Source organism: Sphingomonas zeicaulis (genome assembly GCF_050433225.1).
Taxonomy (GTDB): Bacteria; Pseudomonadota; Alphaproteobacteria; order Sphingomonadales; family Sphingomonadaceae; genus Sphingomonas_D; species Sphingomonas_D zeicaulis.
In genome coordinates this window covers 1-25,523 of sequence record NZ_JBNPXQ010000005.1, presented here as the reverse complement: position 1 = coordinate 25,523, position 25,523 = coordinate 1, and the positions used below count along the sequence as shown (strand labels likewise).

The 25,523-nt window shown below is 64.2% G+C and carries 24 protein-coding genes and 1 pseudogene; 10 read left to right on the top strand and 15 right to left on the bottom strand.

The window, feature by feature from the left end; genetic code table 11:
* Positions 1-21: 21 nt before the first annotated feature.
* Positions 22-3,006 (bottom strand): TonB-dependent receptor, encoded by a 2,985-nt coding sequence (locus FHS96_RS17185; RefSeq protein ID WP_429594209.1) that lies wholly within the window; start codon positions 3,004-3,006, stop codon positions 22-24.
* Between the two features lie 195 nt (positions 3,007-3,201).
* On the opposite strand from FHS96_RS17185, the gene FHS96_RS17180 reads away from it, so the two are divergent.
* Positions 3,202-3,684: a hypothetical protein gene (locus FHS96_RS17180; RefSeq protein WP_429594206.1), complete on the top strand. Its 483-nt coding sequence runs from the start codon at positions 3,202-3,204 to the stop codon at positions 3,682-3,684.
* Here the strand turns inward: FHS96_RS17180 and FHS96_RS17175 are convergent.
* A complete protein-coding gene (locus FHS96_RS17175) occupies positions 3,617-4,054 on the bottom strand; it encodes a cation:proton antiporter domain-containing protein (RefSeq protein WP_429594203.1) in 438 nt (145 codons plus the stop codon). The two genes, FHS96_RS17180 and FHS96_RS17175, sit on opposite strands and share 68 nt — an antisense overlap.
* 669 nt (positions 4,055-4,723) lie before the next feature.
* Here FHS96_RS17175 and FHS96_RS17170 point away from each other — a divergent pair.
* Positions 4,724-5,473, top strand: coding sequence for a hypothetical protein (locus FHS96_RS17170; protein ID WP_429594200.1), 750 nt, complete (start codon positions 4,724-4,726; stop codon positions 5,471-5,473).
* A gap of 12 nt (positions 5,474-5,485) precedes the next feature.
* Here the strand turns inward: FHS96_RS17170 and FHS96_RS17165 are convergent, their stop codons facing one another.
* The 6 genes from FHS96_RS17165 to FHS96_RS17140 form a co-directional block, all read right to left on the bottom strand.
* On the bottom strand, positions 5,486-5,812 hold the full coding sequence (locus tag FHS96_RS17165) for a hypothetical protein (RefSeq protein ID WP_429594197.1): 327 nt from the start codon (positions 5,810-5,812) through the stop codon (positions 5,486-5,488).
* Complete coding sequence (locus tag FHS96_RS17160; RefSeq protein WP_429594194.1) at positions 5,809-6,498, bottom strand: AAA family ATPase; 690 nt, start codon at positions 6,496-6,498, stop codon at positions 5,809-5,811. The genes FHS96_RS17165 and FHS96_RS17160 overlap by 4 nt, the downstream gene beginning before the upstream one ends.
* A gap of 1,017 nt (positions 6,499-7,515) precedes the next feature.
* Positions 7,516-7,674 carry a hypothetical protein gene (locus FHS96_RS17155; protein WP_429594190.1) on the bottom strand — a complete coding sequence of 53 codons (159 nt, stop codon included), beginning with the start codon at positions 7,672-7,674 and terminating at the stop codon, positions 7,516-7,518.
* A gap of 806 nt (positions 7,675-8,480) precedes the next feature.
* Positions 8,481-9,458 (bottom strand): ParB/RepB/Spo0J family partition protein, encoded by a 978-nt coding sequence (locus tag FHS96_RS17150; protein ID WP_429594187.1) that lies wholly within the window; start codon positions 9,456-9,458, stop codon positions 8,481-8,483.
* On the bottom strand, positions 9,445-9,708 hold the full coding sequence (locus FHS96_RS17145; protein ID WP_429594185.1) for a hypothetical protein: 264 nt from the start codon (positions 9,706-9,708) through the stop codon (positions 9,445-9,447). The genes FHS96_RS17150 and FHS96_RS17145 overlap by 14 nt, the downstream gene beginning before the upstream one ends.
* Before the next feature lie 7 nt (positions 9,709-9,715).
* Positions 9,716-10,918 (bottom strand): AAA family ATPase, encoded by a 1,203-nt coding sequence (locus tag FHS96_RS17140; protein WP_429594181.1) that lies wholly within the window; start codon positions 10,916-10,918, stop codon positions 9,716-9,718.
* A 436-nt stretch (positions 10,919-11,354) separates the two neighbouring features.
* Between FHS96_RS17140 and FHS96_RS17135 the strand changes: the two are divergent.
* Together FHS96_RS17135 and FHS96_RS17130 are read left to right on the top strand one after the other, a co-directional pair.
* A pseudogene (locus tag FHS96_RS17135) lies at positions 11,355-11,578 on the top strand (replication protein RepA); the annotation flags it as partial.
* A gap of 380 nt (positions 11,579-11,958) precedes the next feature.
* Positions 11,959-12,885 (top strand): helix-turn-helix domain-containing protein, encoded by a 927-nt coding sequence (locus tag FHS96_RS17130; RefSeq protein WP_429594178.1) that lies wholly within the window; start codon positions 11,959-11,961, stop codon positions 12,883-12,885.
* Between the two features lie 541 nt (positions 12,886-13,426).
* Here the strand turns inward: FHS96_RS17130 and FHS96_RS17125 are convergent.
* From FHS96_RS17125 to FHS96_RS17115, 3 genes are all read right to left on the bottom strand, one after another.
* Positions 13,427-14,347 (bottom strand): NAD(P)-dependent oxidoreductase, encoded by a 921-nt coding sequence (locus FHS96_RS17125; RefSeq protein WP_429594175.1) that lies wholly within the window; start codon positions 14,345-14,347, stop codon positions 13,427-13,429.
* Between the two features lie 162 nt (positions 14,348-14,509).
* Positions 14,510-15,529 carry an alcohol dehydrogenase gene (locus FHS96_RS17120; RefSeq protein WP_429594173.1) on the bottom strand — a complete coding sequence of 340 codons (1,020 nt, stop codon included), beginning with the start codon at positions 15,527-15,529 and terminating at the stop codon, positions 14,510-14,512.
* Positions 15,530-15,637: 108 nt separating this feature from the next.
* The gene (locus FHS96_RS17115; protein ID WP_429594170.1) at positions 15,638-16,774 is read right to left on the bottom strand and encodes an MFS transporter; all 1,137 of its coding nucleotides are present in this window, start codon (positions 16,772-16,774) and stop codon (positions 15,638-15,640) included.
* 974 nt (positions 16,775-17,748) lie between these two features.
* Here FHS96_RS17115 and FHS96_RS17110 point away from each other — a divergent pair.
* Positions 17,749-18,693, top strand: a complete 945-nt coding sequence (locus FHS96_RS17110; RefSeq protein ID WP_429594167.1) for a LysR family transcriptional regulator — start codon at positions 17,749-17,751, stop codon at positions 18,691-18,693.
* Here the strand turns inward: FHS96_RS17110 and FHS96_RS17105 are convergent.
* The 4 genes from FHS96_RS17105 to FHS96_RS17090 form a co-directional block, all read right to left on the bottom strand.
* The gene (locus FHS96_RS17105; protein ID WP_429594164.1) at positions 18,683-19,108 is read right to left on the bottom strand and encodes a GlcG/HbpS family heme-binding protein; all 426 of its coding nucleotides are present in this window, start codon (positions 19,106-19,108) and stop codon (positions 18,683-18,685) included. The genes FHS96_RS17110 and FHS96_RS17105 overlap by 11 nt on opposite strands.
* A 23-nt stretch (positions 19,109-19,131) precedes the next feature.
* On the bottom strand, positions 19,132-19,974 hold the full coding sequence (locus tag FHS96_RS17100) for an SDR family NAD(P)-dependent oxidoreductase (RefSeq protein ID WP_429594160.1): 843 nt from the start codon (positions 19,972-19,974) through the stop codon (positions 19,132-19,134).
* Between the two features lie 35 nt (positions 19,975-20,009).
* Positions 20,010-20,444: a hypothetical protein gene (locus tag FHS96_RS17095; protein WP_429594157.1), complete on the bottom strand. Its 435-nt coding sequence runs from the start codon at positions 20,442-20,444 to the stop codon at positions 20,010-20,012.
* A 526-nt stretch (positions 20,445-20,970) separates the two neighbouring features.
* A complete protein-coding gene (locus FHS96_RS17090) occupies positions 20,971-21,783 on the bottom strand; it encodes an SDR family NAD(P)-dependent oxidoreductase (protein WP_429594154.1) in 813 nt (270 codons plus the stop codon).
* A 38-nt stretch (positions 21,784-21,821) separates the two neighbouring features.
* Between FHS96_RS17090 and FHS96_RS17085 the strand changes: the two genes are divergently transcribed.
* The 5 genes from FHS96_RS17085 to FHS96_RS17065 all read left to right on the top strand — a co-directional run bounded on the left by FHS96_RS17085 (position 21,822) and on the right by FHS96_RS17065 (position 24,943).
* Positions 21,822-22,268 (top strand): winged helix-turn-helix transcriptional regulator, encoded by a 447-nt coding sequence (locus tag FHS96_RS17085; protein WP_429594151.1) that lies wholly within the window; start codon positions 21,822-21,824, stop codon positions 22,266-22,268.
* Entirely contained in the window at positions 22,265-23,152 is an 888-nt protein-coding gene (locus FHS96_RS17080) for an alpha/beta fold hydrolase (protein WP_429594148.1), read from the top strand. The genes FHS96_RS17085 and FHS96_RS17080 overlap by 4 nt, the downstream gene beginning before the upstream one ends.
* Before the next feature lie 254 nt (positions 23,153-23,406).
* Positions 23,407-24,078: a hypothetical protein gene (locus tag FHS96_RS17075; RefSeq protein ID WP_429594145.1), complete on the top strand. Its 672-nt coding sequence runs from the start codon at positions 23,407-23,409 to the stop codon at positions 24,076-24,078.
* A complete protein-coding gene (locus FHS96_RS17070) occupies positions 24,060-24,311 on the top strand; it encodes a site-specific integrase (RefSeq protein WP_429594142.1) in 252 nt (83 codons plus the stop codon). The genes FHS96_RS17075 and FHS96_RS17070 overlap by 19 nt, the downstream gene beginning before the upstream one ends.
* A gap of 329 nt (positions 24,312-24,640) precedes the next feature.
* The gene (locus FHS96_RS17065; RefSeq protein WP_429594138.1) at positions 24,641-24,943 is read left to right on the top strand and encodes a hypothetical protein; all 303 of its coding nucleotides are present in this window, start codon (positions 24,641-24,643) and stop codon (positions 24,941-24,943) included.
* Positions 24,944-25,523: the final 580 nt, after the last annotated feature.

The window sequence follows — 25,523 nt, the reverse complement described above, 5'->3', positions numbered from 1 at the left end:
CGGTTGCCACCCGGCGGCGCGTCAGAACTTGACGCTGGCACCGACGGTGAAGGTGCGGCCCTGCCGGGTTTCGAACAGCGGATCCTGGCGGCGGCTGTCGATGTAGAGCGTGTTGCGCTCGTCGGTCAGGTTCTGCCCTTCGACGATGATACGGATATTCTCGGTGAGGTTGTATGAGGCCGAGCCGTCGACGAAGAGCGTCGACTTGTTGGCGCGGACGTCGCTGTCATTGGCGCCCGACGGAATGGCGCGGTTGAACGCACCGCGATAGCTGGCCGTGCCGCGGATGCTGAACTTGGAGTCTTCATAATAGAGCGTGCCGCTGGCCGCGTGCTTGGACAGATCGATCAGATCGTCCGTCGTCCTCAATATCGGCGAGATAATATACTCGATCTTGGATTTTACGAAGGTGTAGCTGCCCAGAACGCCGAAGTTCGAGAAGGGGCCGGGCAGGAAACGGAACGGGAACTGCGCGTTGACTTCGACGCCGTTCAGTGGCCCGCCTGGCGTGTTGGTCGAGCGGTTGACGGTGAAGATGTCAGCGGGGGTGGACGGGGTTCCGTCCAGCAGTGCATCGGGCAGGCCGAGCGAACTGTAGGGCACCTGCGCCGACACCTGCTGGATGTAGGATTTGATGTCCTTGTGGAAGTATGCGACCGACAGCAGCGACCCCGGCGCGAAATACCATTCCAGCGCGACATCGATCGTGTCGGCGCGGACGGGATCGAGGAACGGGTTGTTCACATTGCCGGTCCGCGTCGCGACGGTGACGCCGGCGGTCGGCGTCAGCAGGCCGAGTTCAGCGCGGGACAGCACGCTCGCCGTCGAGAACCGTGCCAGCAGCTTCGGGGTCAGTTCCGCGACGATATTCACCGAAGGCAACCAGTCATCATAGGACCGATCGACTTCGCCGAGGCGCCCCACCGTCGGGAAGGGCGCGCCCGCCGGCGCCGCGACCGGGATGTAGCCGGACGAGAACTGCTCGGTTTTCACGTAGCGCACGCCCGCGTCGCCGCGGATCGAGATCGGCAGCATGTCCTCCGTATTGAACGTCACCATCAGATAGCCGCTCTTGATCCGCTCTCGGACACCCGAGCGCGCCGCGCCGCATTCGACGCCGCAATATTCGAAATCGTCGAAGCCGAACGCTTCCTTCCATTTCTCGGAGTCGATCGCCGCGAAAGAATCGGGTCCGCTGCCGAGCAGATTGCTGAAGTTGGAGATCTGCCGGGTGATGTCGGCGAGCGAGGTTCCCGGCGGCAGCGCGCGCACCGGCACCAGGCTCGGGATCAGGTTGCGGCCGCGGACCTGATAATCGCTTTCGCGGAACTGGCCGCCTGCCTTGAGCGTGAAATTGTCGGTCACATTGTAATCGAGGTTGAGCTCGAAGGTCTTGTTCTTGGTATCCTGCGTCAGCGGCCGGCCTGCGGTGCTGAACCCGCCGATAACGGTGAAGTTGCCGTCGGGGCTGGGGCCGTAGCGGAAGCTGTTGGGATCGGAGACATCCGCGCCGAAACCGATGATGGGCACGTTGCCGCCGTCGCGGAAATCGATCGAGAAGCCATCGACATCGATGATGTCCATGAATGTCTGCAAGCGCTGCGGACTGTAGAAGCGCGAGTGCGAATAGCCGATGATGCCGGACGCCTTGAACCGATCGGTAAAGCGATGCTCGAAGTTGAGGTTCGCCTGCTTGAAGGTGGAGACGAACCGGTCGACCAGCCCTTCGGAGCGAACATCGACGCCATCGAAAAGGCCGTAGACGAGCGAGCCGTTGTCATCGAACTCGATGTCGCGCACCGATGTCATCGGCTTGCCGCCATTGGTGGCGGTGCGGCCGAAGGAGATCGCGCCGATATAATTGTCGCGCCGCTCGACTTCGAAGCGTGAGTAGATGCCGTCGACCGAGATGTCGGTATTCTCATCCGGCTTCCATTGCAGGCTGAGCGTGGCGCCGATGCGCTCCGCATCCTGTTCCGAATTCACATAGCGCGGGATGCGCGGCAGGAAGGCGCCGCCGCCCGGCTGGTTGGTGATGCCGCGCAGGCTCTGGATCCTGTTATAGGCCTCGACGGTGCTGGTCCGCGGATTGTTGGTGCTGCAGTTCGTCGCTGTGGTGCCGCGCGCGGCGTTGTTTCCCGGATTCTGCGGCGCATAACCGATCGGTGAGCAGAAGCCGCCGTCGATATAGGCCGGGAGGATGTTGACAGCCGAATAGCCCACTTCGCGAAGATTGCGCTTGGAATAGGCGATCGATCCAAGGACGCCGAACGTGCCGTCAAGGAATTGCTTGGAGATCAGCGCCGAAGCGCGCGGATCGACCTTCTTGCTGACCTGATTATAAATGCCGCGGCCCGTCGCGGTGAAGACGAAGTCCTGCCGGTAGTCCATCGGGTGCGGCGCCTTCAGGTCGACCGTGGCGCCAAGCGACCCCTCTTCCACGTCGGCCGACGGCGTCTTGCGGACGGAGAGCGACGAGAAAATCTCGGTGGGAAAGGCGTTGAAGTCGAACGAGCGGCCCGAATTGCCCGCGCCATAGATGTCCGAAGCGCCGGTCTGCGACGTGCCCTCCATGCCGTTGATGCGCACGCGGGTGAAGGTCGCCCCAAGGCCGCGCACGGAGATGTTCTTGCCCTCACCGCCGTCGCCGCGGGAGAGCGCGACACCGGGCAGGCGCTGCATCGATTCGGCGAGATTGGCGTCGGGAAACTTGCCGATATCCTCGGCGACGATGCTGTCGATGGCGGCCGTCTCGCTGCGCTTCTGGTTGAGCGCGCTGCTGAGGGAGGCCCGGAAACCCGTGACGATGATGTCTTCGGCACCACCGGGCAGTTCGGGGGCCGCGGTTCCCGTGGGCGTGTCGGCGGGGGGCTGTGTCGCCGTTTGGGAAGAAGCGGGGGGCGTATTCTGCGCCGCTGCCGGATCGATGGCCAGCATCAGGGCGAACGATATGCCGGCAACGCCGCCGCACAGCAGGCTCATTTTCCGCCGAAAGTTCGCGCGCATTCTCCACTCTCCCGAAATATGGGAAAGGTCCGGCCGACGAATGCCGCAGTCCCCCCCCTGTTGCTGGTCTTTTTGACCTTGAGCCAGTCGATAACATACCTCGCCGTCCAGTAAAGAATTTGTAGCACAAATTGTTTTGAAAGGCCGGCGAGGCGCGATCGCTCGGTGTGCTATTCGGCGGCAGCAGATCGCGTTTTGAAGAAGGGGCTGGGTCCGGCGTTTCCGCAATGCCGCGGAGCAATCTTGCGGCCTGCCGCGAGGCCGGCGACCAATTCGATCTCGACGCGCTCCTGGTTGCGCGCGCGGACGATCTTCGATCGTCCCCTGAGTCTGCGCCTGGTCGAAGCCAAGCCCTCCAAGAACGGCCTCGCTGAACGCCAGCGCGGACCCGAACGTCTCGTGAATCTGGAACTCCACGCCGGCCTTGATCAGGCGCAACGCATCGCCGCGGTTGAACGCGCGTACATAGAGCTTGGCCATCGCAAATTCCGACCGGCACAGCGCCACGATCCCGTCTGCCGCTTCCGGTTTGTCGATGCATATGAGGATCTCATGTCCATTGCCATCGATAGCCCGACGCTTTGCATGAACACTGCCGAGCCGAGCACCATCAGCAGCGCGGCGGCAGTGAGCATCTTGCGCGCACCCGCCCCTGCAATGATCCGGAAGATTGGTTGAGCAACCACCGGCCGGCCGCCGACGATGTCTCCCCCTCCTCGTCGGGCAAGTGCATGATGACGGCCGTGGAGGACAGGACGAAGCCCATCGCACCCATCGTGGCGACCGGAAGGCTAGGGCCCGCCGCCAGCGCGACGAGCGTCAGCTCGAAGCCGTATGTGATGTCCTGCGCCGGGCCGAGTCGGAAAATCTGTCTTCGGAGCTTCCACGACTTGCTGGGCCGCATCTCCAGCCCGATGATGAACAGGAACATGACGACGCCGAGTTCGGCAGTGTGGAGCAAGACCTCGGGATCGTCGAGCAAGCCCAGGCCGAACGGCCCCACCATCAGCCCTGCCGCGAGATTGTCCAGGACGGATCCGAGCCACACCCTCCTGAACAGCGGCCCCGCAATGGTTGCTGCCTCAACAGCATGATGGCGTGTTCAAGGCCGAAATCGGAAGCATCAGCCATTCTGATCCCCCTCAAGGATCGATCAGCGAGGCGATCGGACTGAATATGCAGCCCAAACGGGCGTGCAGCCGGAACAGGTGCGCATTCGGCGGAGGTCGCGTTTTGCCATCACCGCTTCGGGACGGCAGGGCAGCGTTGATCTGTCTCGATGCGCGCGTTGTATGTCACGGCCGCTCGGGTCCGCGCGCGCGCTCCTGTAGGAGCGCGCAAGACCGACCATGCTCCCGAGCTTCAGCGTTCATGGCAACATAGACTGGAACGAAGTTTTCAAGATATAATCGGCCGGATGCTCGCTTCGAAACGATCGCTCTCGTCCGCATGGGACATCGAAAATCTGGCGCGGCCAATCGAAGCTGCCGCTTCCGCGATCGGACGGCTTGACGCCCGGATTTCCGTCAGTTCCGCGGCGAAGCCTTGGTATTTGCGGGCGTGTTGGTCGGGCTATTGGCGCGGCCTTAGGCTTCAAGGTGCCGAAATCGACGAAATCGACATTTTTTCGTGGGGTTGTGGTGTAACACTGCAGGATCGCCCTCCCCGCTCGACAGTGATCGATGATTTCGCGCGCTTCGCCGGGTGGCGGGACGCCTTGCGACGAAACCGGGGGCAGCATTGGCGGCAGGATCTCCCCTACAGTTTCGATCCGCCTGATGGTTGGGAGGGGCTGCCGCGGATTTCGCAATTGGTCCTGCTGGTCGATCGCTATGCGCGGGCCGATGACGGTTTGGGATGCTGGCTTGCGGTGCCGGGCCTCGTTCAGCGGCTCGGGCTCAGCACGGCCCCCCTCCCCTGCCTCGTTGCCGGCGATCGTGCGATGCGGATGAGCCGGCGCGACGCGGTTGCCGCGGCGAGAAGGATGATTGGTGATCTCGAGCGCGCCGCGGATGCGGGGCTGAAGGCGCTGCGGATGCTTGAGAGCGAAATGCGGCGTTCGGCAGCTGTGTTGCGGCGCCAGCGCCGCCCTGGAGCACTTGTGCCGTTGGCCGGCCTGTTGTTGCGCATGCCCGTGCTAACCCCGGCGCAGGTCGCTCGGCGGCTCGGTCTCGGGCTGTCGGGTGCGGGAAAGCTGCTGGCACGCGCGGCGGACGAGGAATTGCTCGTCGAGGTCAGCGGACGAAGGAGCTGGCGCGTTTATGCGGCCCCGGACATCGCGGTTGCTTGCGGCTTCGTTCCCCCGCGGCGAGGGCGCCCGCCGCGCCTGACCGGCACCGCAACGGATGGCGGCCTCGATGCGCTGCTCGCCTCGTTCGACGCGGAGATGGCGTCGCTTGGCGACACCTTCCCGTGGCTGGGGGACGAGAGGGACGATGAGGAGGCGGATGGTGCCGGGCTCGTTTGAGCCGCGGCAACATCAGCGCCGGTCGGCGTTCTCCACATAGAATTCCACCAGCATGTCGATCACGTCGGCCAGCGACTGGCGGGGCTTTTCGTCGCGCAGGCGGTAGATCACCTCTGCGGTCTCGTTTGAGACGCGCACGTTGATGGCAATCATACGGTCGCTGGGCGGACGTCCCGGTCGGCGAAAGCCGAGTGCGCCGCGCGGAGCCGGGGTCGGCCGCGAAGCGGGTTCGCGGGAGGGAAAACCAAGATCTTCGCTGAGGTCGCGAAGCTGGTCCAGTTCGCGGCGCCCTCCCCTCTCCTCAAGCCCACCGAAATCGAGTTTCTTGCGCTCGCTCATGCGGTTTTCTCCTTATTGGCCTTATGTGCGCGCAGCCGTTCGATCACCGCCTGCGCATAGGCCTCTGCATTTTCCATTGCGGTGTTGAGGTTGCCGACGCCGCCGGCGCTGATCGTGCGGAGCGTGCCTCCGGTCGAGAAGATCGTTCGATAGGCTTCGCGATTGAAGATGGTCACCGGCATCACGGGCACGTCATTGTCGAGAAACTGCGCCTCGATGTCCTTGAAATTGTACGAGCGCAGCGCTGGCGGGATCTGTGAGAAAAGGATCGCATAGTCGATCGTCCGCTTGACTGCGCGGGCGGTCGACCGGACGAGCTGGATGGCGCGTGCCGCCTGCGCCGCGTCGAGATGCGATCCCTTGCAGGGGATGAGCACCAGATCGGAGCGGCTGATCGCGAATGTTACCGCCGATGTCGCGGCGCCTTCGAGGTCAACGAGTGTGAAGGTGGCTTCCTCCTCGCCCCGTTCGATCTCGTCGATGATCTCGTTCTCGCTTCGGCATGCGACGACGCTGATTGCTTCCGGTCGACCGTCGAGCTTGGACCATTCATAGAGCGGTTGATTGGGGTCGGCGTCCACGATGCGGACGCTGCCGCCGGAGTCGGCGATTTCCCCGGCAAGCAGGAGCGCCGCGGTGGTTTTGCCGACGCCTCCCTTCGGCGACACATAGGCAATAACGGGCATCGAGCCTCCAGGCGGACGAACAGGGTTGATGCGGGCGCGGCAGAAACGGGTCATTATCGTCCCCTTCGTCGCGTCGCCGCATCGCGATTTGCAGGCGTTCGTAATGCGATTTGGGTGCTCCATGCAAGCGCTATGGGAGGTTGAGGCATGCGATATTGTTGGTAGTGTAATGCCATTTCGGTGCTTCGAGGTTGAAGACCGGTAGCGCGCATGCTGCCCTGCCCTCGCGGTGATGTCCGAGGCTGGTGCCGCCGTCTCTGGCGTTGCGCGCTCACGCGGTGCTTGCCGGAAGCTTATAATTGATTGTTGCACGCGTCAAAGTTGTAGTGTGGTTGCGGGTTGCGCGTAAGTAACGTCCATATCGCCGTTAACCTTTGCACAGGTTGCCGGACGGTTGACTGTCGCAACATTGTTGGTTGATTAAGGCACGCGGCCGTGGGTTCGCGCTGGCTTTGCAAAAGAGGCGGCGGCGTCACGGCGCCGCCATCCGCGGCGCTCAGGCCTTTAAGAATCGAACTTTCTATCGGTTCCTTTCGCGTTCGCGCGGTTGATTGCAGGAATTGCGGTCTAGCGGGCGACGGGAGGCGCGCGCAAATCACACGATGTTTGGCTGCAGTATTAATGCATTATACCGGCGTTGGGCCGGCAACATTATCGGTAGATAGATGGTTGGTAATTGGTAGATCAAAGCGCGCCCGCCGGCGCGGGCTGCCCGTGATACAGCACCGATGTTGCGTGCACGTTGGTGTTGCGGTGCTCGGCGCGTGCGCGCAGGTCGGGCACCAAGAGCGACGATCGAGCAACCGGGACGGCTTCGTGTTGCGATCTTGCAGTGAGCTGGCGTCTATATGACCGCGGTTTCTGCGCGTGCAAATCGGGACTGACTGGCTGGTCCGCTTTAAACGCGTTGGAGCGAAGAGCGGACGCGGCCCTTCGCAAGGAGCGGCAAAGTCCGCTTCTTCCAACAGCGGTCGCGCAATACAGCGCCGGCGAACGGCTGCTTCGTCCCACTTTTCGTCATTCCAGTTCACGTGCCGGCCGCCTGATCGCACCAGCTTCCTCTGGCTCCTCGCCCGCCTCCCGCGTCTCGAACTCGCCGTTCAAGGTCTTCTTGCAGCGGCGGTCGTCCGGCGGCTCGACGTCACGCCGCAGGGTGCGGGCGAAGCTGCTGCGCACGATCGGCCCTCACGCACGGCGGATGCGAAGCCGGCTTGCGGTCGGCAGCAGGACCATGCTCTGACGATCACCGTCACGTCAGTGAAGCCACGGGCTGCGGCGGTGCGACGTCGGGACAAGCGCTGCCACCTGCGCCACGAGCCAGCATGTTGCTGACAGATACTCCCCGTGCGACGGCTAGCGAGCGTTGCAGCCGGCTGCGCCGTGACAGCCGCTGATGCTCGCGTGTCCGGAAGCTGGGAGCAAGCGTGACGGCGATCGGCGTGGCGATTGTGTCGCAGTATCGCAAAGGGCCTGGCGGCTGCCGACGCGCGCGCGAACCAGAGGCGAAAAAAACTGTCGGCTGGGCGCCTTCCGTCCGCTCGGTCATGCCCCCCCTAGCGCCCTCCAAAAATCCAGCTCCGGCGTTCGGTCAAGATCGGTGCGTTTCGCTCAGCCGCTGTGGAGACCACTCCCGCCCATCGTCTCCAATGCGGCGCCCCAGGAAGCAACGTCGCTTCAACACCGGTGCCCCCTCCCCTGCCGGTCGAAGGGCTCGACGAACCCCTCGTTCAGGCGACGCCGAATTGAACGCGTCGAGGCTGGCCCGTTGATCGGGCTATGCTCTGCCATGGCATCAGTTCGCGTCCTCGATCGATCCTTCGTGGAAGAGTGACTTTCCGCTCAGCAGATCATGCGTTAATCGCTTGACGCACCTGGCAGGTCACCTAACCGGCAGGCGTTGGTGCTCATCTGTGTCGCTCAGTGGCGCCGCCACGCCTGGTGATTTGACGCCCACGTCCCCAGGCGCGCTGTTAACGTCAGCGCTACGACAACAGTCGCTCGATCGCCTTGAGCAGTTCCGCCGCTGTTGCACCTGTGCGTGGCGGAACTTTGATGGTGATCCCACCTCCCTTCGCCTTGGTATAGCGCAGGATGGTCTTTCCGTTCTTGCCCTCAATCTCGTGCTCGCCGCCCGACTTTCGGACGGGCTCGACCGTCGCTCGGACAAGGCGCTTCGCAATCTCCGGCCCGGTCAGTCGAACACCTTTTCCACGGCGCTCTTCCTCGATGCGCTCGGCCTCGTCCCGCATCAGCCTGAAAGCGCGGGCGTCGCCGGTCAGAGGCTTCAAATCGCGTGCGACACGGACGGTGATGTCATGCGTGTCCGAGAATGCGGCGACGATTTCCTCGGGCAACCGTGCGACGTCGAGGAGACGCGTCAGCCACGACCGCGAGAGATTGAGGTGCTGCGCCATCTCGATCTGCGAGCCGTCATAGAATTCGGCCAGCGCCCGGGTATATTCCTTGGCACGCTCCCAGTCGGAAATATCCTTGCGAGAACGGTTCTCGACGTCCGAGACCCGAAACGCTTCCTCGTCCGAAACGGCCTGGATCGTGACGAGATAGTCGAATTCGGGGTGGTGATGCTCGCGCAGCCATTTGACCGTCCACCAGCGGCGGACGCCGGCCACGATCTCGAAGTCATGATCCGGGTCGTCCTTGATCCGGCGGACGATGGCCGGGATGCGCTGCTTCTTGGCCGCGAGGAAGGAGTCGATGAGATCGCGGCAGCTGACCTCATTGAGATGGTCGAGGTCGCGGTTGTGGAGGCGCCACGGACGGCAGCGCGCGGGGTCGACCCACTCGGTCCGATCGGCCACGGTCTTGCCCGTGGCAAGTCTCGCAAGCGTCTGGCTTCGGCTCGCCATGATGCCTTCGGCGGGAGTCGCCCGGTCGAGCGCCGCTTCGTCGTCGAGACCTTCCGTGAACATCGAGCCGAAGCCCTTGTTACCCTTGCTCATTGGCGCGCTCCGCTGCTGTATCACGACGATCGAATGAGACGTTCAGGCTGTTTGTTGCCACGTGGCAACTAAGCCGCTGGGATGGCAAAAGCCCCGCATGCGTGGCCATCATCAAAATCGCCTCGTGGTTCGCATATATCACTGTTTTATAACCATTTTTCAAGAAGTTGCCACGTGGCAACAAGAGCAAATCCGGGGCATCGATGCGGCAGCCAAAGGCAAGTTTATTGGCGCAGTTGCCACGTGGCAACTGAACATCAAAATCGGTCCCCCGCCCGGCTTGTCCAGGTCCTCAGCACTTCCTTCTCGATGTCTCGGCACACTTCGTTCAGGTGCTTCAGGCACCGGTCGTAGACGGCGTGGGAAGTCACCGGCTTCTCCAGTTCAAAGACCGTCTTCATCCTGGAGCTGGCATTATCGATCTCGGCGCTGGTCTTCATGACCGAGCTGCTCATCGATCCTCCGAAGACGTGCTGCATCATCGAGAGGATCTCGCGGTGCATCGATTTGCTGTCGTCGACGCGGCTGCCGACGAGGCGGATGAAGTTGTAGACCGGACGGCCCCGCCCCGCGAGCTCCTCAAGTTGCTTCATCGTCGTTCGCGCCATGTCTATGAACGAGACCGTCGACGCGAAATCGACCAGGCTCGGTGGCACCGGAATGACCATGGCATTGGCTGCCTGCAGCACCGCCATCGAGACCATGCCGAGCGCCGGCGGCGGATCCATGATCACGACGTCATAGTCGTCGACCACCGACTCGATCGCTTCAGCGATGAGGTCGATGATCGCCAGGTTTTGGTTGCGCGCAAGGTAGCCGGCAATCTCATATTCGAGGTTGTAGAGACGCAGGTTTGCCGGGATCAGGTCGAGACCATGGAAGTGCGTCTTGCGGATGATCTTCCGGACGCCAAGTAGTTCCGGGTTGTGGAAGTGCCCATAAAGGGTATCGTCTTCGCTCAGGTCGACGTCGGGCCGATAGCCGAACATCATCGTCGAAGATGCCTGGCTGTCGCAGTCGATGAACAGGACGCGATAGCCGTTGATCGCGAAATGCTGCGCAAGATGCAGCGCGATCGTCGACTTGCCGACGCCGCCTTTGAAGTTGCACACCGAGATGATGGCTGGTGTGTCGCTTGGGTCGCGCCAGGGTCGGGTGCCGAACACTTCGCGCATCCGGTCAAGCTCTTCGAGCGAATATTGTATGCGGTGACCCGATGCTGTCCGGTCCCGTGCAGGAAGCCGTCCGTCACGTTCCGCCTCGCGAATGGCCGACGCGGTCCGACTGACGAGCGCCGCCGCCTTGGAGATGGCGAAAGTCGGCGCACGCTTCTGCCCGGTCTCAGGATCGAGCGCGCTATCGCGGATGCGCTTAAGGATCGTAAGTGCCTTGCGATGCAAGACGTCGAGGCCGCCATCGATGGGCTCCTCTAGTGTGCTTACAGAGGGGTCAGTGGCCATCTTGGTCCGCTCTTGTGAGAATGAGGTTGCGTTCTACCTGCGTTGGCAGTTTCGAGCAACGCCGAGCCCCTCAATCCTACAACAACACCGATAATGTCCGAGCCGGTTTGTTCCGGAACGCGCTGCGGTGCGACTTGGGTCAGCTGATCATGTGATGCCCGGACCCGATGATGAGCGACCGATGATCTCGGGGCATACCCGATATCCTGAATCCCCAGGAATCCGGCTCGCTAACCGCTCGCGGCTTGGGAAAGAGGGGGGAGGGGGCGCGACGACGGCGCAGGATCCTCGTTCAAAGGAACCGAGATCTTCCGCCGTTTTGCCGCTCTCGGGCCCGAGATCCGGGGCAAACTGCCAACGGCCCTGCAATTGAGATGCAAACCAGTTGTCTGAACGGCACAGCAGCCCCCGGCAGGGTCGAGGGGAGGACCGACAGATGAACGGGGACAATCAGAAGCCGCTCGGCCACCCGTACGCGTCGGCGATGCTAGACGGCGGCGAGGACAAGGTCCGCAAGATCGCCGCGACCGCCGGCTCCCAACTGCCCTCGACGCTTTCCTGAGGGTCCACGACGAAGAGCCGGTCCCGGCCTTCCTGCACTCCGCTCCGTGCGCCATGTCGCTGCCGGCGAAGCGTCCGAAGGACGACACCCAGCCGCTCTCCTTCGGCTCATAGGAAGCGGCATTTCGCGCAGTCGACCTCGAAAAGAGGGCAGGGTGGTCGGTCGACCTTATGGCCGGCGCATCTTCGGAGCGGCTTCCCTGACTTCAAGACCGCACGAACCGGTTCGGAATGGCTGCGTGTCTGGGATGCCTTCGTTGTCCGTTATGCGGAGAGGCGCGCCTCATCCGGTGATGACTGACTGATGATCTCGGTGCGGTTCCTGTTTACCGACGGCGTGCTGCACCGCCTGCGAGGGAACTAGGAGCATTTTGGACTTGTGAGTCTGAAAGGATCCGATCACATGGAAGGCGATTATATGGAAAAAGCCGACATATCGAACGGCACGGAGCCCGGTAATCCCGCGAGGTTCCGCAGTCATGACTGACGCAGCCTCGGCTCCCTCAATCGCGGCCCAGACCCTGCGCTGCATGTCGGTGATCCCAACCCGGCATCGCGTCTCCAGCCGCGATGTGGGCTGGCGCTCGCTGCTGCTGGACCTGCATTCCGGCGTGGCGTCTAGCGAGCCGTATGAGTCCGTCGCCACGACGGACCCGCGCGTCGGCATCACAATATCGGGGCGGTACTCGGCCGAGTTCTTCACCGGAGGCAAATGGCGCTACGACGCGCACGGCCCGGGCTCGATCAACATCCACAGGACCGGAGAGCAGACCCGCTACCGGTTCCCGAAGCCGGTCGATGGCGACTTCAAGGTGGCGCTCGTCTACTATCCACTCGCGCAACTAGAGGCGGCGGCTGACCATCTACGCCGGCCTGGCCAGTCCTCGGCGGTCCCCGCATTCCATTCCGTGGTCGGTCGGGATCCCGTGCTCACCCAGATCGCGTTCGCACTCGCCGACGCGATGAAGCAGGGAGTGGGCGATTTCTATGCCGAAACGGCGGCCGCATGGCTCGCGGTGCATATGCTCACGCGGCATGCCCACGCTGCCGACGGAACCGGCCGCAGTCCCGGAGATCTCTCGGATCAACGACTGGCGCGCGTGATAGAGTTTATGTCGGCGCACTTCGCCATGCCCCTCACACTCGAGCAGCTGGCGGCCGAGGCCTGCATCAGCAAGTTCCACTTCGCTAGGCTTTTCGCGCGCAAGGTGGGACAAACGCCCTACCGCTTTCTGACGGGCATCCGGCTCGACGCCGCGAGCAGGATGCTGATCACGACTGACCTCTCTATCTCGCAGGTCGGAGCCGCCTGCGGTTTCCCGACCTCCTCGCACTTCTCGACGGCTTTCGCGAACAGGTTCGGAATGTCGGCGCGCGACTATAGGCTGACGCGCCCGAGCGACTGATCCGGCACTCCTCGACGCGGGAATGATCGCCGCGCGTCGTGACAGTCTCCTTGCAGTCGCGCTTTTCCAGCAGATGAGGCAGGCACCCGCGCCGAGGTCGCCGCTGTCACGGAGGGCAGCTATCCTGGCGTCGGCCGCGTCAGCCACCTGCGAGCGTGCCTCGTCCAGCTCGTCGTTGAGCCCATCTTCGCCATCGAGCCCCGGCGCGCGCAGCAGCGGGGAGCCAGGATCGCCGCCGTGGCCACCGATCTGGTGGGGCGACGATCGCGCCCAGCGTAGAGCGGCAGGCCCTCAAGCAGTGTAGGCGGATCGTGACCAGGGGAAAATCGAACGCCGTCTCAGCGGGCCGACGCGAAGAACAGCGCGAGAGCCACGTCAGGGTTCAGGCCGATCTTGGGAGTAACTGCCAAGAGCGCCGGCAGCAAGCCGGCGGCGGCGAACATGGTGGGGCAGGGGAGCGACAGCCTTCGAGAACTGAAGAACGACAATCGCGACGGCGAGCAGCGCGGGCGAATGCTCGGAGAAGCTCATGTGATCACGCCTAGTCGCGCACGGCCTTCCCGGCCCAGAACGCCGGCATCCAGGCGCAGTCGCGTCGGCCCCAGCCGGCTGCGGACGCCTCGTCCATAGCGGTCAGCGTCGACCGCGCCACTGGCATCGTGAACGAGCCTGCCGCCGCCTCGGCGAGCGCCAGCTTCAGATCCTTCCGCATCGCGTCGATGTCAAAGGCCGGCTCCACCGTGTCGTGGCCGCCCAAAGTGGCAGCGAGAGCTTCCGCCTTCACCTTCATGACGGCGGGGGCGCCCGCTGTGTCCGCAAAGAGCTCGACCAGCCAGTCGGGATCGTCGCTCACGTGGCGCATGAGCGCCATCGCTTCACCGAAGGACTGCCAGAACGCGATGAGGGGAAGGTTCACCGCCAGCTTCGTGCGGGCTCCGGCGCCGATTTCGCCGACGTGCACGATGCGCCTGCATAGATGCGCCAGCGTGGGACGCGCTGCCTCGACATCATCCTCGCTGCCGCCCGCCAGCCCGAGCAACTGCCCGGAGCGCGCCGGGCTGACGGTGCCGCTGACCGGGCATTCGATGAAGCGGCCTCCGGCGGCGGCCACCTCCAGCGAGAGCCTGCGCTGACTAGCGGGGCTGACGGTGCTCATCTCGATAAAAAGGGTATCGGTGGCGCAGGCGGTGAGCCCATCGGAGCCGCCGTAGACCGCCTTGACGGCATCGATGTCGAAAAGGCTCGTGATCACCACGTGGCAGGCGTCCGCCAGCGCGCATGGGCTGTTTGCGTAGTCCAGACCGGCTGCCTGCACACGGGACGCATCGCGGTTCCACGCGATCACCTCGCAGCCGCGCTCAGCAAGGCGCGCCGCCATCGCCGCACCAATCTTGCCGAGACCGGCGATGCCAATCCGATGGCCTTGGGCGTCGGCGGGGGAAGGTTGCGACGAGCTTGGCATTGATCTTCTCCGTCCAACTGCGCGGGAGCGTCGATCGGACGCCGGTGGCGCGACAGAATATTGTCTGCCCCGCTTGGGGTGCCGCGGGTGGCGATTGCGCCAGGAGGCGAGCCACCCGCAGCGACGCTGGCGGGGTGGGGGCGGGCCAGCGTATCGGGGAAGTCAGTTCCCGGTCGTGAGTACTATCCGGAAGCGGGCCTTGGCGGACATCATCCGATCGTAGGCCTCACTTGCCTTATCAAGTGGCATGACCTCGATGCGCGGCCGGACCCCCGAAAGCACGCTGAAGTTCAGCGTGTCCTCAGAGTCGATCGCCGCGCCCGACGCATGCCCTTGGACCGCCCGGTTGGTGGCAATGACGTCGAGCGCGCTGACCTGGATCGGCTCGCCGCCGACACCGATGATCATGATCACCCCGCGGACCGACAGCCCGGGGATCAGTTCGCTTGCCGCCTGTGCATTGGGCACGGTCGCCAGGATCGTCTTCGCGCCGCCCAGTTTCGACAGTTCCTCCGCGGCCTTCTTCGTAGCGGAGTCGATGTAGATATGTGCGCCCAGCTCCGTAGCCAGTGCCTCCTTATCGGCGCCGCGAGCGATCGCGACGGTCCGATAGCCCATCTTCCGGGCGAACTGGACGCCAAGATGGCCGAGACCACCCAAGCCCAGGATGGCGACGGTATCGCCTGGGCGGGCTCCACTCTCACGCAGCGAATGGAAGGTCGTGACGCCGGCGCAGAGCAGTGGAGCGGCGTCCTCGGTCGCCAGATCGTCAGGGATCCGGACGAGGCCATTGGCTGGCGTGACCATATATTCGGCATAGCCGCCGTTGTAGTTGAGGCCAGGAATCCGGATGTTCTGGCAGTCGATCAGGTCGCCGCGGCGGCACGGTTCGCAGTGACCGCAGTGACCGCCGAACCAACCCACGCCGACGCGCGTCCCAACGGTCCAGGTAACTACGCCATCGCCGACTGCCTCGATGACGCCCGCCACCTCGTGCCCAGGAGTTATCGGATAGGGAATGCCGGGCGCATATCCCTCCTTGGCAATCGAATCGCTATGGCACACGCCACATGCCTTGACCTTCACCAGCACTTCGCCGGGCCCCGGAACCGGCCGCTCGAGCTGCACCAGCTCAAACGGTGCGCCGGGCTCTCGAACCTGTATAGCTCGCATCGTCGTCATCGAAGTTCCTCTGCTGAAAGTCTGGCGCAAAGGTATCGCGACGTTCGACAGACAGAACTGAGATCGACGTTATATCCTCCGATACGCTCTGTATGAGGGCATCAACCGCTATGCGGCGGACGGCACGCCGCTCCAAACGATCGCCGTCACGGCAATTGTGACCGCCATGATGAGCGCCGCGAAGAAAAGCGTTCCCGCAGCGAGGCCATAGCCATCGACGGCGAGGCCGGTGAGGACGGGTAGCAGACCGCAGGGTATGTAGGCGCCGATGTTGAGCAGCGCGTTCGCCTCCGGTCTCCGCCAGTCCTCGATCTGCTTGGAGATCAGTCGCAGCCCGGCGAGCTGCGCCAGTCCGTAGCCCGCCCCGGCGAGCAACGCGCCCACGAGGAGGGGGTAGGGTGATCCCAGGAGAACGGACATGGCAATGCCGGTCGAAGCGAGAAGGATGGCGGCGCCCGCGACAAGCGACAGCCCTCTGGCGGTCATATGGCGCCCGGGGATCTGGACGGCCGCGCCGGACAGGAACATCGAGCTTGCCATAGTGCCCGCCATCAATGGGTCGTCCACCCCCGCTGCGACCTTCAGGACCAATGGGCCGAGAGACAACAGGAAAGCGGTCGCCCCAAGAGCGCAGCCGAAACCCGCGATTGCCCGTATGAGGTGCGGCACCTCCGATGGGTTGACCCGGGGCAAGAGTCGCGAACTCACAGCGCCGCGCACGCGTGGACCTCCGCCGCCCACGCGGAGGGCCACGACCATCGTAGCAGTCGAGAGTAGCGCAAGCTCGCAGCCGAAGGCGGTCTGGATCGGGCGCCCGATCACTAGCGAGAGCGCGCCAGCCAGCAACGGGCCGAGACCCGCACCCGCAGCCACCGCGCCGGAGGCGAGCGGAAGAGACACCGCGGCCCACCGCCTCCCACCGAGCTCGACTATCCACGGGATACCGGCCGTGATTCCCATTCCCACACCAAGACCGGACAGGAGCCGCGCCAGTATAAGCACCCACTCCGAGCGCGCCGCGATGAACAAGGCGCAGGCTCCCATCGAGAGAATGCATCCCGGCAGTAGGATCGAACGCGACCCCAGCCGCACAACGAGCCCGCCGGTGAACGCAAGCGAAGCCAAAAGCCCGACAATGTAGGCGGAGAACAGAAACGTCAGCATGGAAGGTGAAAAGCCGATTGCGGCCTGCCAACGGACATAGAAAGGCGTCGGCATGTTCGATAGCCCCAGCAGCACTGCCACTACGGACGCCGCCGCGGACATCGGCCATGGAGTAGCTGCGTTTCGATCCATCAGTTCCTCCGCTGCGGTTTGGGCGCTGGCGGTCGTTACCTCCGGCGCCGGTTCAGACAGACCCGGGGTCGGCGCGTCGTCGGGGACGCGCCAACCCCGGACGGATCAGATACCCCCGCGGCCGACATCTCGATCCGCTGAGCGCTTATCCAACGGTTGGACTCGGGGAACAGGTTAGCGACGATAGGACCGATGTTGTCGCGCTGACTACCATGTGTAAGTGCCGTCGTGCCTGCGAAGATGTCCTTGTACTCGGGGGAGGGGGGCGGGCCGTGCCGCCAAAAAAATCGGTCTCGATGGCTCCGGGGCCACGGTGTTCACCGCGATGCCGCCCGTGCCGAGTTCCTTCGCCATGTAGACCGACATGACCTCGATCGGCCCTTTACGGATGCTTGGACCGACCGGCCGGGCGCCGAGAGTCCGATCAGCCCGGTCGACAGGTTCACGATCCAGGCAGCTGCCAGGGCTCGAGAAGCGAAGTCAGCAGCATGTCGCAAACCGCGGAAAGGAGGAGGTGTCAGCTACATCATTGCGTCCGAGACCGCGGCTGCTGCCTGTGACGAGGAGGATCTTGCTCATAGGTAGCTCCTTGCTGATGGCGGATGAGGGCCGTTCGAGGCGCAACGGGCTGTCGGAAGCTCGCGGTCTATGGCCCAATCCTGCGCATGTCCTGCGGCGATCACCTCGTGGCCGGGAGAATTGCCCACTCCTGTCGGGATATTGCTGTCTTGGCCCCTTGGGCCTTCTGACTGCACAGGTCCCATCCTATCCTCGGCCAAGAATGTCGCAGGCCCGATGCCACGGCGACCCACAGAACCGCGGTTGCTCATGGAAGAAGGTTGCACACGATATCCGGCGGCGCAGCCGGTCACCCAGGGGCGGTTCCCGCCGCAGTCAGCCCCCCGATCGCGAACGATCCCGCCATGGACCTGATCGCCACGCTCCGCTCGTTCCTCCGCGTAGCGGAGACCGGCTCGTTCTCCGCCGTTGCGGCAGAACGCGGTATGACGCAGCCTGCGATCTCCCGCCAGGTCGCAGCGCTCGAGGAGCGGCTGGGCACCAGGCTCGTGCACCGGACAACGCAGTCGGTCACGCTGACGGGGGAAGGGCGCCAGCTGCTCCCCCAGGCGCGCGAGCTGGTGGACGAGGCCGATACGCTCCTCTCCTGGGCCGCCCAGACGCGCGGCAGGCCGGTTGGCCAAGTCCGTGTCGCCGTGTCCGTGCCGTTGGGAATCTTCCTCGGCGCGAACATCGACCGGCTGCTGGACGCGCACCCCGACCTCTCGATCGATCTCGTGCTGCGCGACCACTATGGCAACCTCGTCGAGGACGGACTGGACCTGGAGGTCAGGGTCGGCGATGCCGCCGACTCGTCGCTCATATCGCGCAGGATCGGCTCCACGCGCACGAGGCTGGTCGCTTCGCCCGGATACATCGAGGCGCATGGCGCGCCGGCCCATCCAAGCGAGCTCGCCGGGCATAACTGCATCGTCCACCAGCGCGAGGGCAACGATGACACATGGTGGTTCCGCGACGCCGACCCAGCCGCAGAAGAGGAGATTTCCGTTGCGGTCCGCGGCCGATTCAGTTCGAACAATGCCGCCGCGGTCCATCGCGCAGCGTTGGCCGGACACGGGATCGCTTGCATATCCGTGCTCCTCGCCAGTGAGGACATCGCGGCCGGGCGGCTGGTGGAGCTCCTGCCGGACTACCCTTGTCGCCGATATCCGATCTACATCGACTACCCGTCTCGGCGACACCTGCCGCTGCGGGTCCGGGTGGTGATCGACTTCATCGTACTTCTCTCCAGGGAGATGCGGTTCGCCGAAAACAACGTTACCGAGCTCCCGCCGACGGTCACCCGCTGAGCGCTGCGAGCACGGCATCGCGACCTGCTTCCGCAACAATTATGTCGTCCGGATCCGGCCCCGAACTCACGCCTATCGCACCGATGATCGCACCGTCGTGCTCGATTGTCAGTCCGCCTGGCAGGTTGATCGACCTGTTGCCGGTCGCGAGCGCCAGATCAACGCCGAACTGTGCGGGAAGCTGACCCGTCGACATCTGGAGCGACGCTGCCGTTTGCGCCTTCGCGATCGAGGAATGCTGCGCTAGAAACCGCGCGCCATCCATCCTGGCGAAGGCGAGGAGGTTGCCACTGGCATCGACCACGGCGACATTCTCCGGCACGCCGATCTCGCGGGCCTTTGCGATCGCGGCGTTCAAGGCGACGACGGCGCCGTCGTAGGTGAGATGGGCCGCCGGTCGAATCACTTCGCTCATCTGCCCTCTCCTCGGCGACGGCCTCACGATGCCTTTAGCTTCGACGGCTCGGGCAGGTCTGGGTACCAGTCGTGCCTCGCGCCGAGGGTCCGGACGTCGAACTCGTCGTCACCGTCATAACGCGGTGCATAGGCGGCATAGGCGCGGTCGAGGGCGTCGATGCGCTCGTGGATCCGCACCGGGTTGTAGGCATGGGAGACGATGTAGAACTCGCCGGCTTCGATCTGTTTCAGGACCAGCGCCGCGTAGGCGTCGGTGTCCATACCCTCGGTCGTCTCCCTGCTGAGCTCGGAACGAACCAGACCCGGCGCAATCAGCGCCACTTCTATGTGGTCGGGGACCTCCTCGCAGAGCGCAACGGTCATGGCGAGGAGCGCGTGCTTGCTAGCGACGTAGCCCGCGCCCTCCGGCACCGCATTGAAGAAGCAGTTCTCCGAGCCGACGTTGTAGATCGCGGCGGGTGTGCCTTGGGCGACGAATCGCCGGCCGAATTCCGAGACGCAGTTCCAGACGCCGAACAGGTTCACGTCGAGGACGCTCTGCACGTCCTCGCGCCGCGCATCGATGACCTTCGACCGGATGGGGCCCACGCCGGCGTTGTTGACGATGACGTCCACGCGGCCGAATTCCGCCCACGCGGCGTCCGCGAGCCGCACCACGTCGTCGAGCCGGGTCACGTCACATTCGAGGACGCGCACCTCGGCACCGGCTCCGGTAAGCGCCGCCGCCGCCTCCTCGAGCCGGTTCAGGCGGCGGGCGGCGAGCACAAGTTTCGCGCCGCGCTCGGCGAACTGCTTTGCGAGCGCGTAACCGATGCCGGTGGCGGCGCCGGTAATGACGACGGTCCTTTCCTTGAAGTCCTTCATGGTTTTCCTCGAGGCTGGGATCGGGGGCATGACCTTCAGATGGCGGGCGTGTCGGGATGGGGCGTGCGAACCTCGTCGATCGTGATTGTCTCGCCGAATACGCCCCAGTCCCTAGTCTCGACCTCGCGCACGACCACGTAGACCGGCACGCGCTCGCCATGGGCGATGCCGGCGTGCTTGCGGATCGCCTCGGTGAACCCTTTATAGAGGGAGAGCTTCCCCCGCGTGGTCGGCAGCCCGGCGAAGCTGTTGACTTCAAGCGAGATCAGCTTGGTGCCGCCAGGCTTCCCGCCGTGATAGATCCGGTCCGCAGGGTAGTCGCGGAAGTAGATCCAGCAGGTACTCCGGTCGAACGGATGCTGAGGCAACTCCTCGGACTGCAGTCCGATGGTGGTGAATTCCTCCGCCAGCGCGTCACGCGCGGCATCGGTGAACGTGCCCACCGGCGCGTTTACGAAGATCAGGGGCATGACAGTCTCCCAAGCCCTGCGGGTGCCAGCGCCCCGCTTCGCCGCGAGAGATGCTGGACGACCGCCGATCCCGGAACTGATGCGGACGTTATATCGACAGATACCCTTCGTATGAGTCGAATGGGTGCGCGGCTGAACATTGAGCGCGTTGTTCGATCCGCTCGAGTTCGCCCATACCCGCCAGCCAGCTTCCATGTGAGGTCCAGCGAATTCATGTCCGCAAAGGAGACAGCCGTCTCTCCGCCGAGCATTGGCGTGCGGAGTCGAACGGCGATCGCTCGGCCAGCGCGCCGACGCCTATTCCGGGCCTGACGATCATTCACGCGACGGCGGCAAGCGGGTTGCAGTACGCGGTGAAGGCCATTGATCTGCCTGGTCCGCCAGGACCCAGAGCAGATCGCGATGGGAGTTCAGCTCTACGCACCGGGGCGACCCGCTGTCGAGCGCCGCGGACATGCCGACAGCAAACCGGATAACGCGCGCCATCCTGGCACCCCAAACCCGTCGCCGGTGCTGGTTATCGAGGCTAGACCAGCGAGGCGAACCCCCCGTCGACCGGGAGATTGACCCCGGTGATGTAGCCCGCGCGCGGGCTCGCGAGGAAGGCAACCGCGTCGGCCAGCTCTTCAACCTCGCCGACGCGGCCCGTGGGGACCTGTGCGAACAGCGGCAGCACGCCGCGCTGGACATCCTCCCACGCCGCATCCTTCGCCGCGATGCCTTGGTCAGACGCGACGCTCCGGAACGCTTCGTCCAGCCGGGCGCTCCGTATCGTCCCGGGCGAGACGGCATTAACCGTGATGCCTTCGGCTGCGAAGGCCTTCGCCATCGAAGCCGTCATGGCATTGATGCCCGCCTTTGCAGCCGAATAGTCGGGTCCGCCTGCAGGCGGCATCGTGGCCGCGCCGCTGGAGATATTGATCACGCGACCCCAGCCAGCCGTCCGCATCCCCGGCAGCAAACGCGCGATCACCCGCACCGCCGCCAGGACATTGCGGTCGTAGGTCGCCGCCCACGTGCCGGCATCGGTGGCGCTCCAGTCCTTCTTCGATCCGGAGCCGCCCGCATTGTTGACGAGGATTCCGATTGGTCCCACCAGGTCCTGCGCATCCTCGACAAGGCGATCGACCTGGACGTCGTCCGTGAGGTCGCCAACCACCCCGTACGCCAACCCGCCGTCCTCCAGGATCGCGGTCGCAATACGGTCAACCGCGGAGCGATCCCTGCCATGGACAACGACAGCGGCGCCCTCCCTCGCCAAAGCCTTGGCGATGCCCTCGCCGATACCCTTGCTGCTGCCGGTCACCAGCGCAGCCCTTCCTGAAAGTTGCAGATCCATTGTAGACGCCTTGAATTGTCCGCTGATGAGAAAGCAGGTTGGTCGCCGGGATGAACCAGACAAGTACGCACCAAAAGGTGCCTGTAGCTTCGGGGCATCGCGACGCGTGTCTCGGCCCGGATGGGACCGTCGCCCATGTCGCGCGCGTGCTGAAGATGGTGCAAGGACGCTGGAAACTGCCGATCCTGTTCAGGCTCTACGCAGACCCGACCCTTCGATCCTCACAGTTGCTGCATGACATTCCGAACGTCTCGCAGAAAATGCTCACGCAGCATCTCAGGGAGTTGGAAACGGACCGGCTTATCGAACGCATCGATTTCGGCGAGTGCCCGCCCCGGGTCGAGTATCGGCTATCGGCTCGGGGGTGGGAGCTCATGCCGCTACTGATCGAGGCACGGAAGTTCTCGTCGAACCACCCAGCGCCGGCGTGCCGCCAGCCTGGTTCGCAGGCAGGCTCGGCAAGCCTCGATGGCAGCCGAGCATGAGCTTCGTCGTCGAGTTGGACGTGCTGGCGATCGCCTACGAAATCGACGGACGGTCTGATGGCTGGCCGGTGATCCTGTCGCACGGATTCCCGTACGATGTGCGCGCGTTTGATGAGGTCGTACCGATCCTCACCGCCGCGGGCGCGCAGGTAATCCGACCATATCAACGCGGCTTCGGACCGACCCGCTTCCTATCTCAGGACGCCCCCCGCGTCGGCCAGCAGGCCGCGCTTGGCTCCGACCTGATCGCACTGGTGACGTCTCTTGGGCTCGAGCGACCGATCCTGGCGGGCTATGACTGGGGAGGCTTGGCGTCTTGTGTCGCGACCGCACTCTGGCCCGAACATGTCGGTGGGCTGGTCTCGATGGCGGGATACGACATCATCGATATCGAGGATCTCAGGCGACCCGCTCCGCCGAGCCTTGAGCACGTAGTCTGGTATCAGCATCTCTTCCAGACGGAGCGGGGACGGCAATGCCTGGCATTGCACCGCCGGGAGCTCTGCCGTCTGCTATGGGAGCAGTGGTCCCCGGGGTGGAAATTTGACCAGCAGACGTTCGAGCGGACCGCGGTCTCGTTTGACAATCCCGACTTCGTCGACGTCGTGATCCACGCCTATAGGCACGCCTTCGGACTGGCGGCCGGGGAGCCGACCTACCAACACCTGGAGGACCTGCTCGCGACTAGGCCGAAGATCGTTGTGCCCGCCGTGACCATGGACGGCGCCAAGGACCCGCTCAAGCCGGGCGGGACGGCGCACCATGCCGATATGTTCGTCGCCGGACATCAGCATCGGAAGGTCGATGCCGGTCATAACGTTCCACAGGAAGCGCCCGAAGCCTTCGCCGACGCTGTCCTGACGGTCCGGGGTTGGCTGCCATGACCGCAACCATGCCGGTTCGCGCGCAATATTATTATTGTCTTTGTCTCAAGTTGGAACGAAGCAGCTGTTCCGTCGAGCGCGATGCACGCCTCAATCAGCAGGAACCCCGGGCGCCGTGACCGTGTGATCCGTGAGGACACCGAATGCCGCGCCTTTCCGGCAGAACCCAGCATAGTCGGACATTATGGTAACTACATAGTCGCGGAAGCGAACGGATAAGCTCGCCGCACGGCGGCTGGAGGGGCAATCGGACGATGACTGATGATCCTGATCGGCTCGTCGCAGACCCGCCGCGGCGCTACGGCTCAATCGGTATGTCGTCGATCGTTTCCGCCGGTGCTCCGGACGCAACGGACATCGTCCCGCGTAAAGCGATCGTCGAGATCCGGCAGGATTGGGGGACGCTTCCGCACAGGCGCCGCCGTCGCGAACCCTTGTCCGCCGATGAGAGGCTCACGCGCACGCTCGGCGCGCTCACGCCGACGGACGTCGCGCCGGTGAGCCGGATCGGCTTCGACGCCGCGCTCGGCGCCATGGCGGATGCGTCCAAGGTCGCGATGAGCGCCGACCTCGATTGCTTCGGCCAGTGGTGCGCGGCGGCGAAGGGACGGCCGCTCCCGGCGGATCCGGAGGACATCGTCCGCTATCTTCTGGCGCTCGACGACCGTGGGCTCGCACCCGCGACGCTCGCACGCCGGACCGCGAGCATCGCCGCTGTCCACCGCCTGCTCGGCCTCGTCTCGCAGGTCACGGCGCCGATGGTTCGGAACACGCTGCGCGGCATCCGCCGTCGCCGCGGGGGCACCAGCGGCAGGCCGCGCCCATTCGTTTCGAGCCGGACGCGGGTGGGGGAGGGAGCTTCATGCTCACCGCCCTTCTCGCCGCATGCGGGGGCGATCTGCAGGGCTTGCGCGACGCCGCGCTGATCTCGGTTGCCTATGATGCGGGGCTGCGCGTCAGCGAACTGACCGCGGTTCAGGACGCCGATGTGGAACAGCAGGCGGACGGCGCCGGACTTCTGGCGATCCCGCACTCGAAGACCGACCAGGAAGGGGAGGGGAGCAGGGCATGGCTGTCCCCGGACACGATGCGGCGCATCACGGCTTGGCGTGCTGCGAGCGGGGTAGGGGGGGGCGCTGCTTCGCAGGGTCGGGGTTGATCGACGGCGGGCCCGCGCTGCGGTGGCGCCGGTTCCCTATCATGCGATCCCGGGTAACACCCGGCACTGGCAGCGACGGTTGGAAGGCGCTCCCGCGTCACCGGGGCGGTTGCGGTACACCATTGGGTCGGAGCCCCAAACACGGCAGGGGGTGACTGCGATCTACCGGCGAGTCGCGGTGGCCAACTATGATGCCGGCGGCGTCGCGATGCCGGTCGAGAAACTTATGCTGCTGTACGGGCCTTATCGTCGCACTCGATGCGGGTCGGTCTGACGCAGGATCTCTTCGCCGCGGGCGAGAATGGATCGGGGATCGCGCTTGCGCTGCGGTGGTCATCACCCGCGACAGCGCTACGCTATGGTCGAAAGCTGCAGGTGAAGGGGAATGCGGCCGCGCGGGTGGCTGGGGCGGCATCGGGCGTTATAAAATGGCGAAGATTGAAAAGCAGATCGACTCGTACGTGCTACCGGCGAGGTCCGCTTTCCTCTCCTGCGAACCAACAGCGGACGGGCTGGAAAGTCCCCTTTCCGGTCATTCGCACTGTCCGGAAGCGGCGGCGCCGATCGTCAAAATATGGTGGGAAGCGGACATTGGCCACCGTGCCGATCGTTGGCAAAGCGTTCCAATGTGACACCATATCAATGCGCTAATCGGCACGCCTGAAGCTTTATGGAACCTTGCGCAACGGTTCGGTTCACCTACACCAACTGAAGTCGCATGTGGGCTCATCGTTATCCCGCTAGATGAGGAACGCCTCGACGAGATTGCTATCCCGTCGAACCGGCGATCGAAGGATTCACCTACCTTACGCCGACGATGGCTGAAAGAATCCTCGAGGAGATTCAGGGCCCTGCGCTCTATATCGAGACAGACTACTTCGGCGGCCTAGGAGGCCAAAGCGCTGCAGTCTTCGAAGGTGGCCAATTATCGTGGTGGGGGGCAGAATCATCGGATCAGCCAGAGGCTGGCACCCCGCTCGCAGACTTGTTCGCTCGAACGGCAGCGACGGGAAAATCGCCAATTAGCACTACTTTGGCAGGTTGAAGGAACCGGCTGGAATCGTCGTTGATTCTCGTGTGTCAGTGTAGGCTGACGGATCAACGGCGATGGCGGTGGACGAAGACTGGCGGAGCGATCTGGAGCGATGGCTTGAGCCGTTTCTGGCAGGGCTTTCGCATCCGGCGCGGCGGCGGATGTGCCCGCTCTACATA

What these genes read in the sequence shown, in the direction of transcription:
- FHS96_RS17110 (WP_429594167.1), top strand. Translation starts at nt 17,749, where the DNA reads ATGGACCTGATCGCCACGCTCCGCTCGTTCCTCCGCGTAGCGGAGACC.
- FHS96_RS17075 (WP_429594145.1), top strand. Translation starts at nt 23,407, where the DNA reads ATGACTGATGATCCTGATCGGCTCGTCGCAGACCCGCCGCGGCGCTAC.
- FHS96_RS17160 (WP_429594194.1), bottom strand. Translation starts at nt 6,498, where the DNA reads ATGCCCGTTATTGCCTATGTGTCGCCGAAGGGAGGCGTCGGCAAAACC.
- FHS96_RS17120 (WP_429594173.1), bottom strand. Translation starts at nt 15,529, where the DNA reads ATGACGACGATGCGAGCTATACAGGTTCGAGAGCCCGGCGCACCGTTT.
- FHS96_RS17125 (WP_429594175.1), bottom strand. Translation starts at nt 14,347, where the DNA reads ATGCCAAGCTCGTCGCAACCTTCCCCCGCCGACGCCCAAGGCCATCGG.
- FHS96_RS17080 (WP_429594148.1), top strand. Translation starts at nt 22,265, where the DNA reads ATGAGCTTCGTCGTCGAGTTGGACGTGCTGGCGATCGCCTACGAAATC.
- FHS96_RS17140 (WP_429594181.1), bottom strand. Translation starts at nt 10,918, where the DNA reads ATGGCCACTGACCCCTCTGTAAGCACACTAGAGGAGCCCATCGATGGC.
- FHS96_RS17130 (WP_429594178.1), top strand. Translation starts at nt 11,959, where the DNA reads ATGACTGACGCAGCCTCGGCTCCCTCAATCGCGGCCCAGACCCTGCGC.
- FHS96_RS17090 (WP_429594154.1), bottom strand. Translation starts at nt 21,783, where the DNA reads ATGGATCTGCAACTTTCAGGAAGGGCTGCGCTGGTGACCGGCAGCAGC.
- FHS96_RS17185 (WP_429594209.1), bottom strand. Translation starts at nt 3,006, where the DNA reads ATGCGCGCGAACTTTCGGCGGAAAATGAGCCTGCTGTGCGGCGGCGTT.
- FHS96_RS17165 (WP_429594197.1), bottom strand. Translation starts at nt 5,812, where the DNA reads ATGAGCGAGCGCAAGAAACTCGATTTCGGTGGGCTTGAGGAGAGGGGA.
- FHS96_RS17105 (WP_429594164.1), bottom strand. Translation starts at nt 19,108, where the DNA reads ATGAGCGAAGTGATTCGACCGGCGGCCCATCTCACCTACGACGGCGCC.
- FHS96_RS17150 (WP_429594187.1), bottom strand. Translation starts at nt 9,458, where the DNA reads ATGAGCAAGGGTAACAAGGGCTTCGGCTCGATGTTCACGGAAGGTCTC.
- FHS96_RS17100 (WP_429594160.1), bottom strand. Translation starts at nt 19,974, where the DNA reads ATGAAGGACTTCAAGGAAAGGACCGTCGTCATTACCGGCGCCGCCACC.
- FHS96_RS17095 (WP_429594157.1), bottom strand. Translation starts at nt 20,444, where the DNA reads ATGCCCCTGATCTTCGTAAACGCGCCGGTGGGCACGTTCACCGATGCC.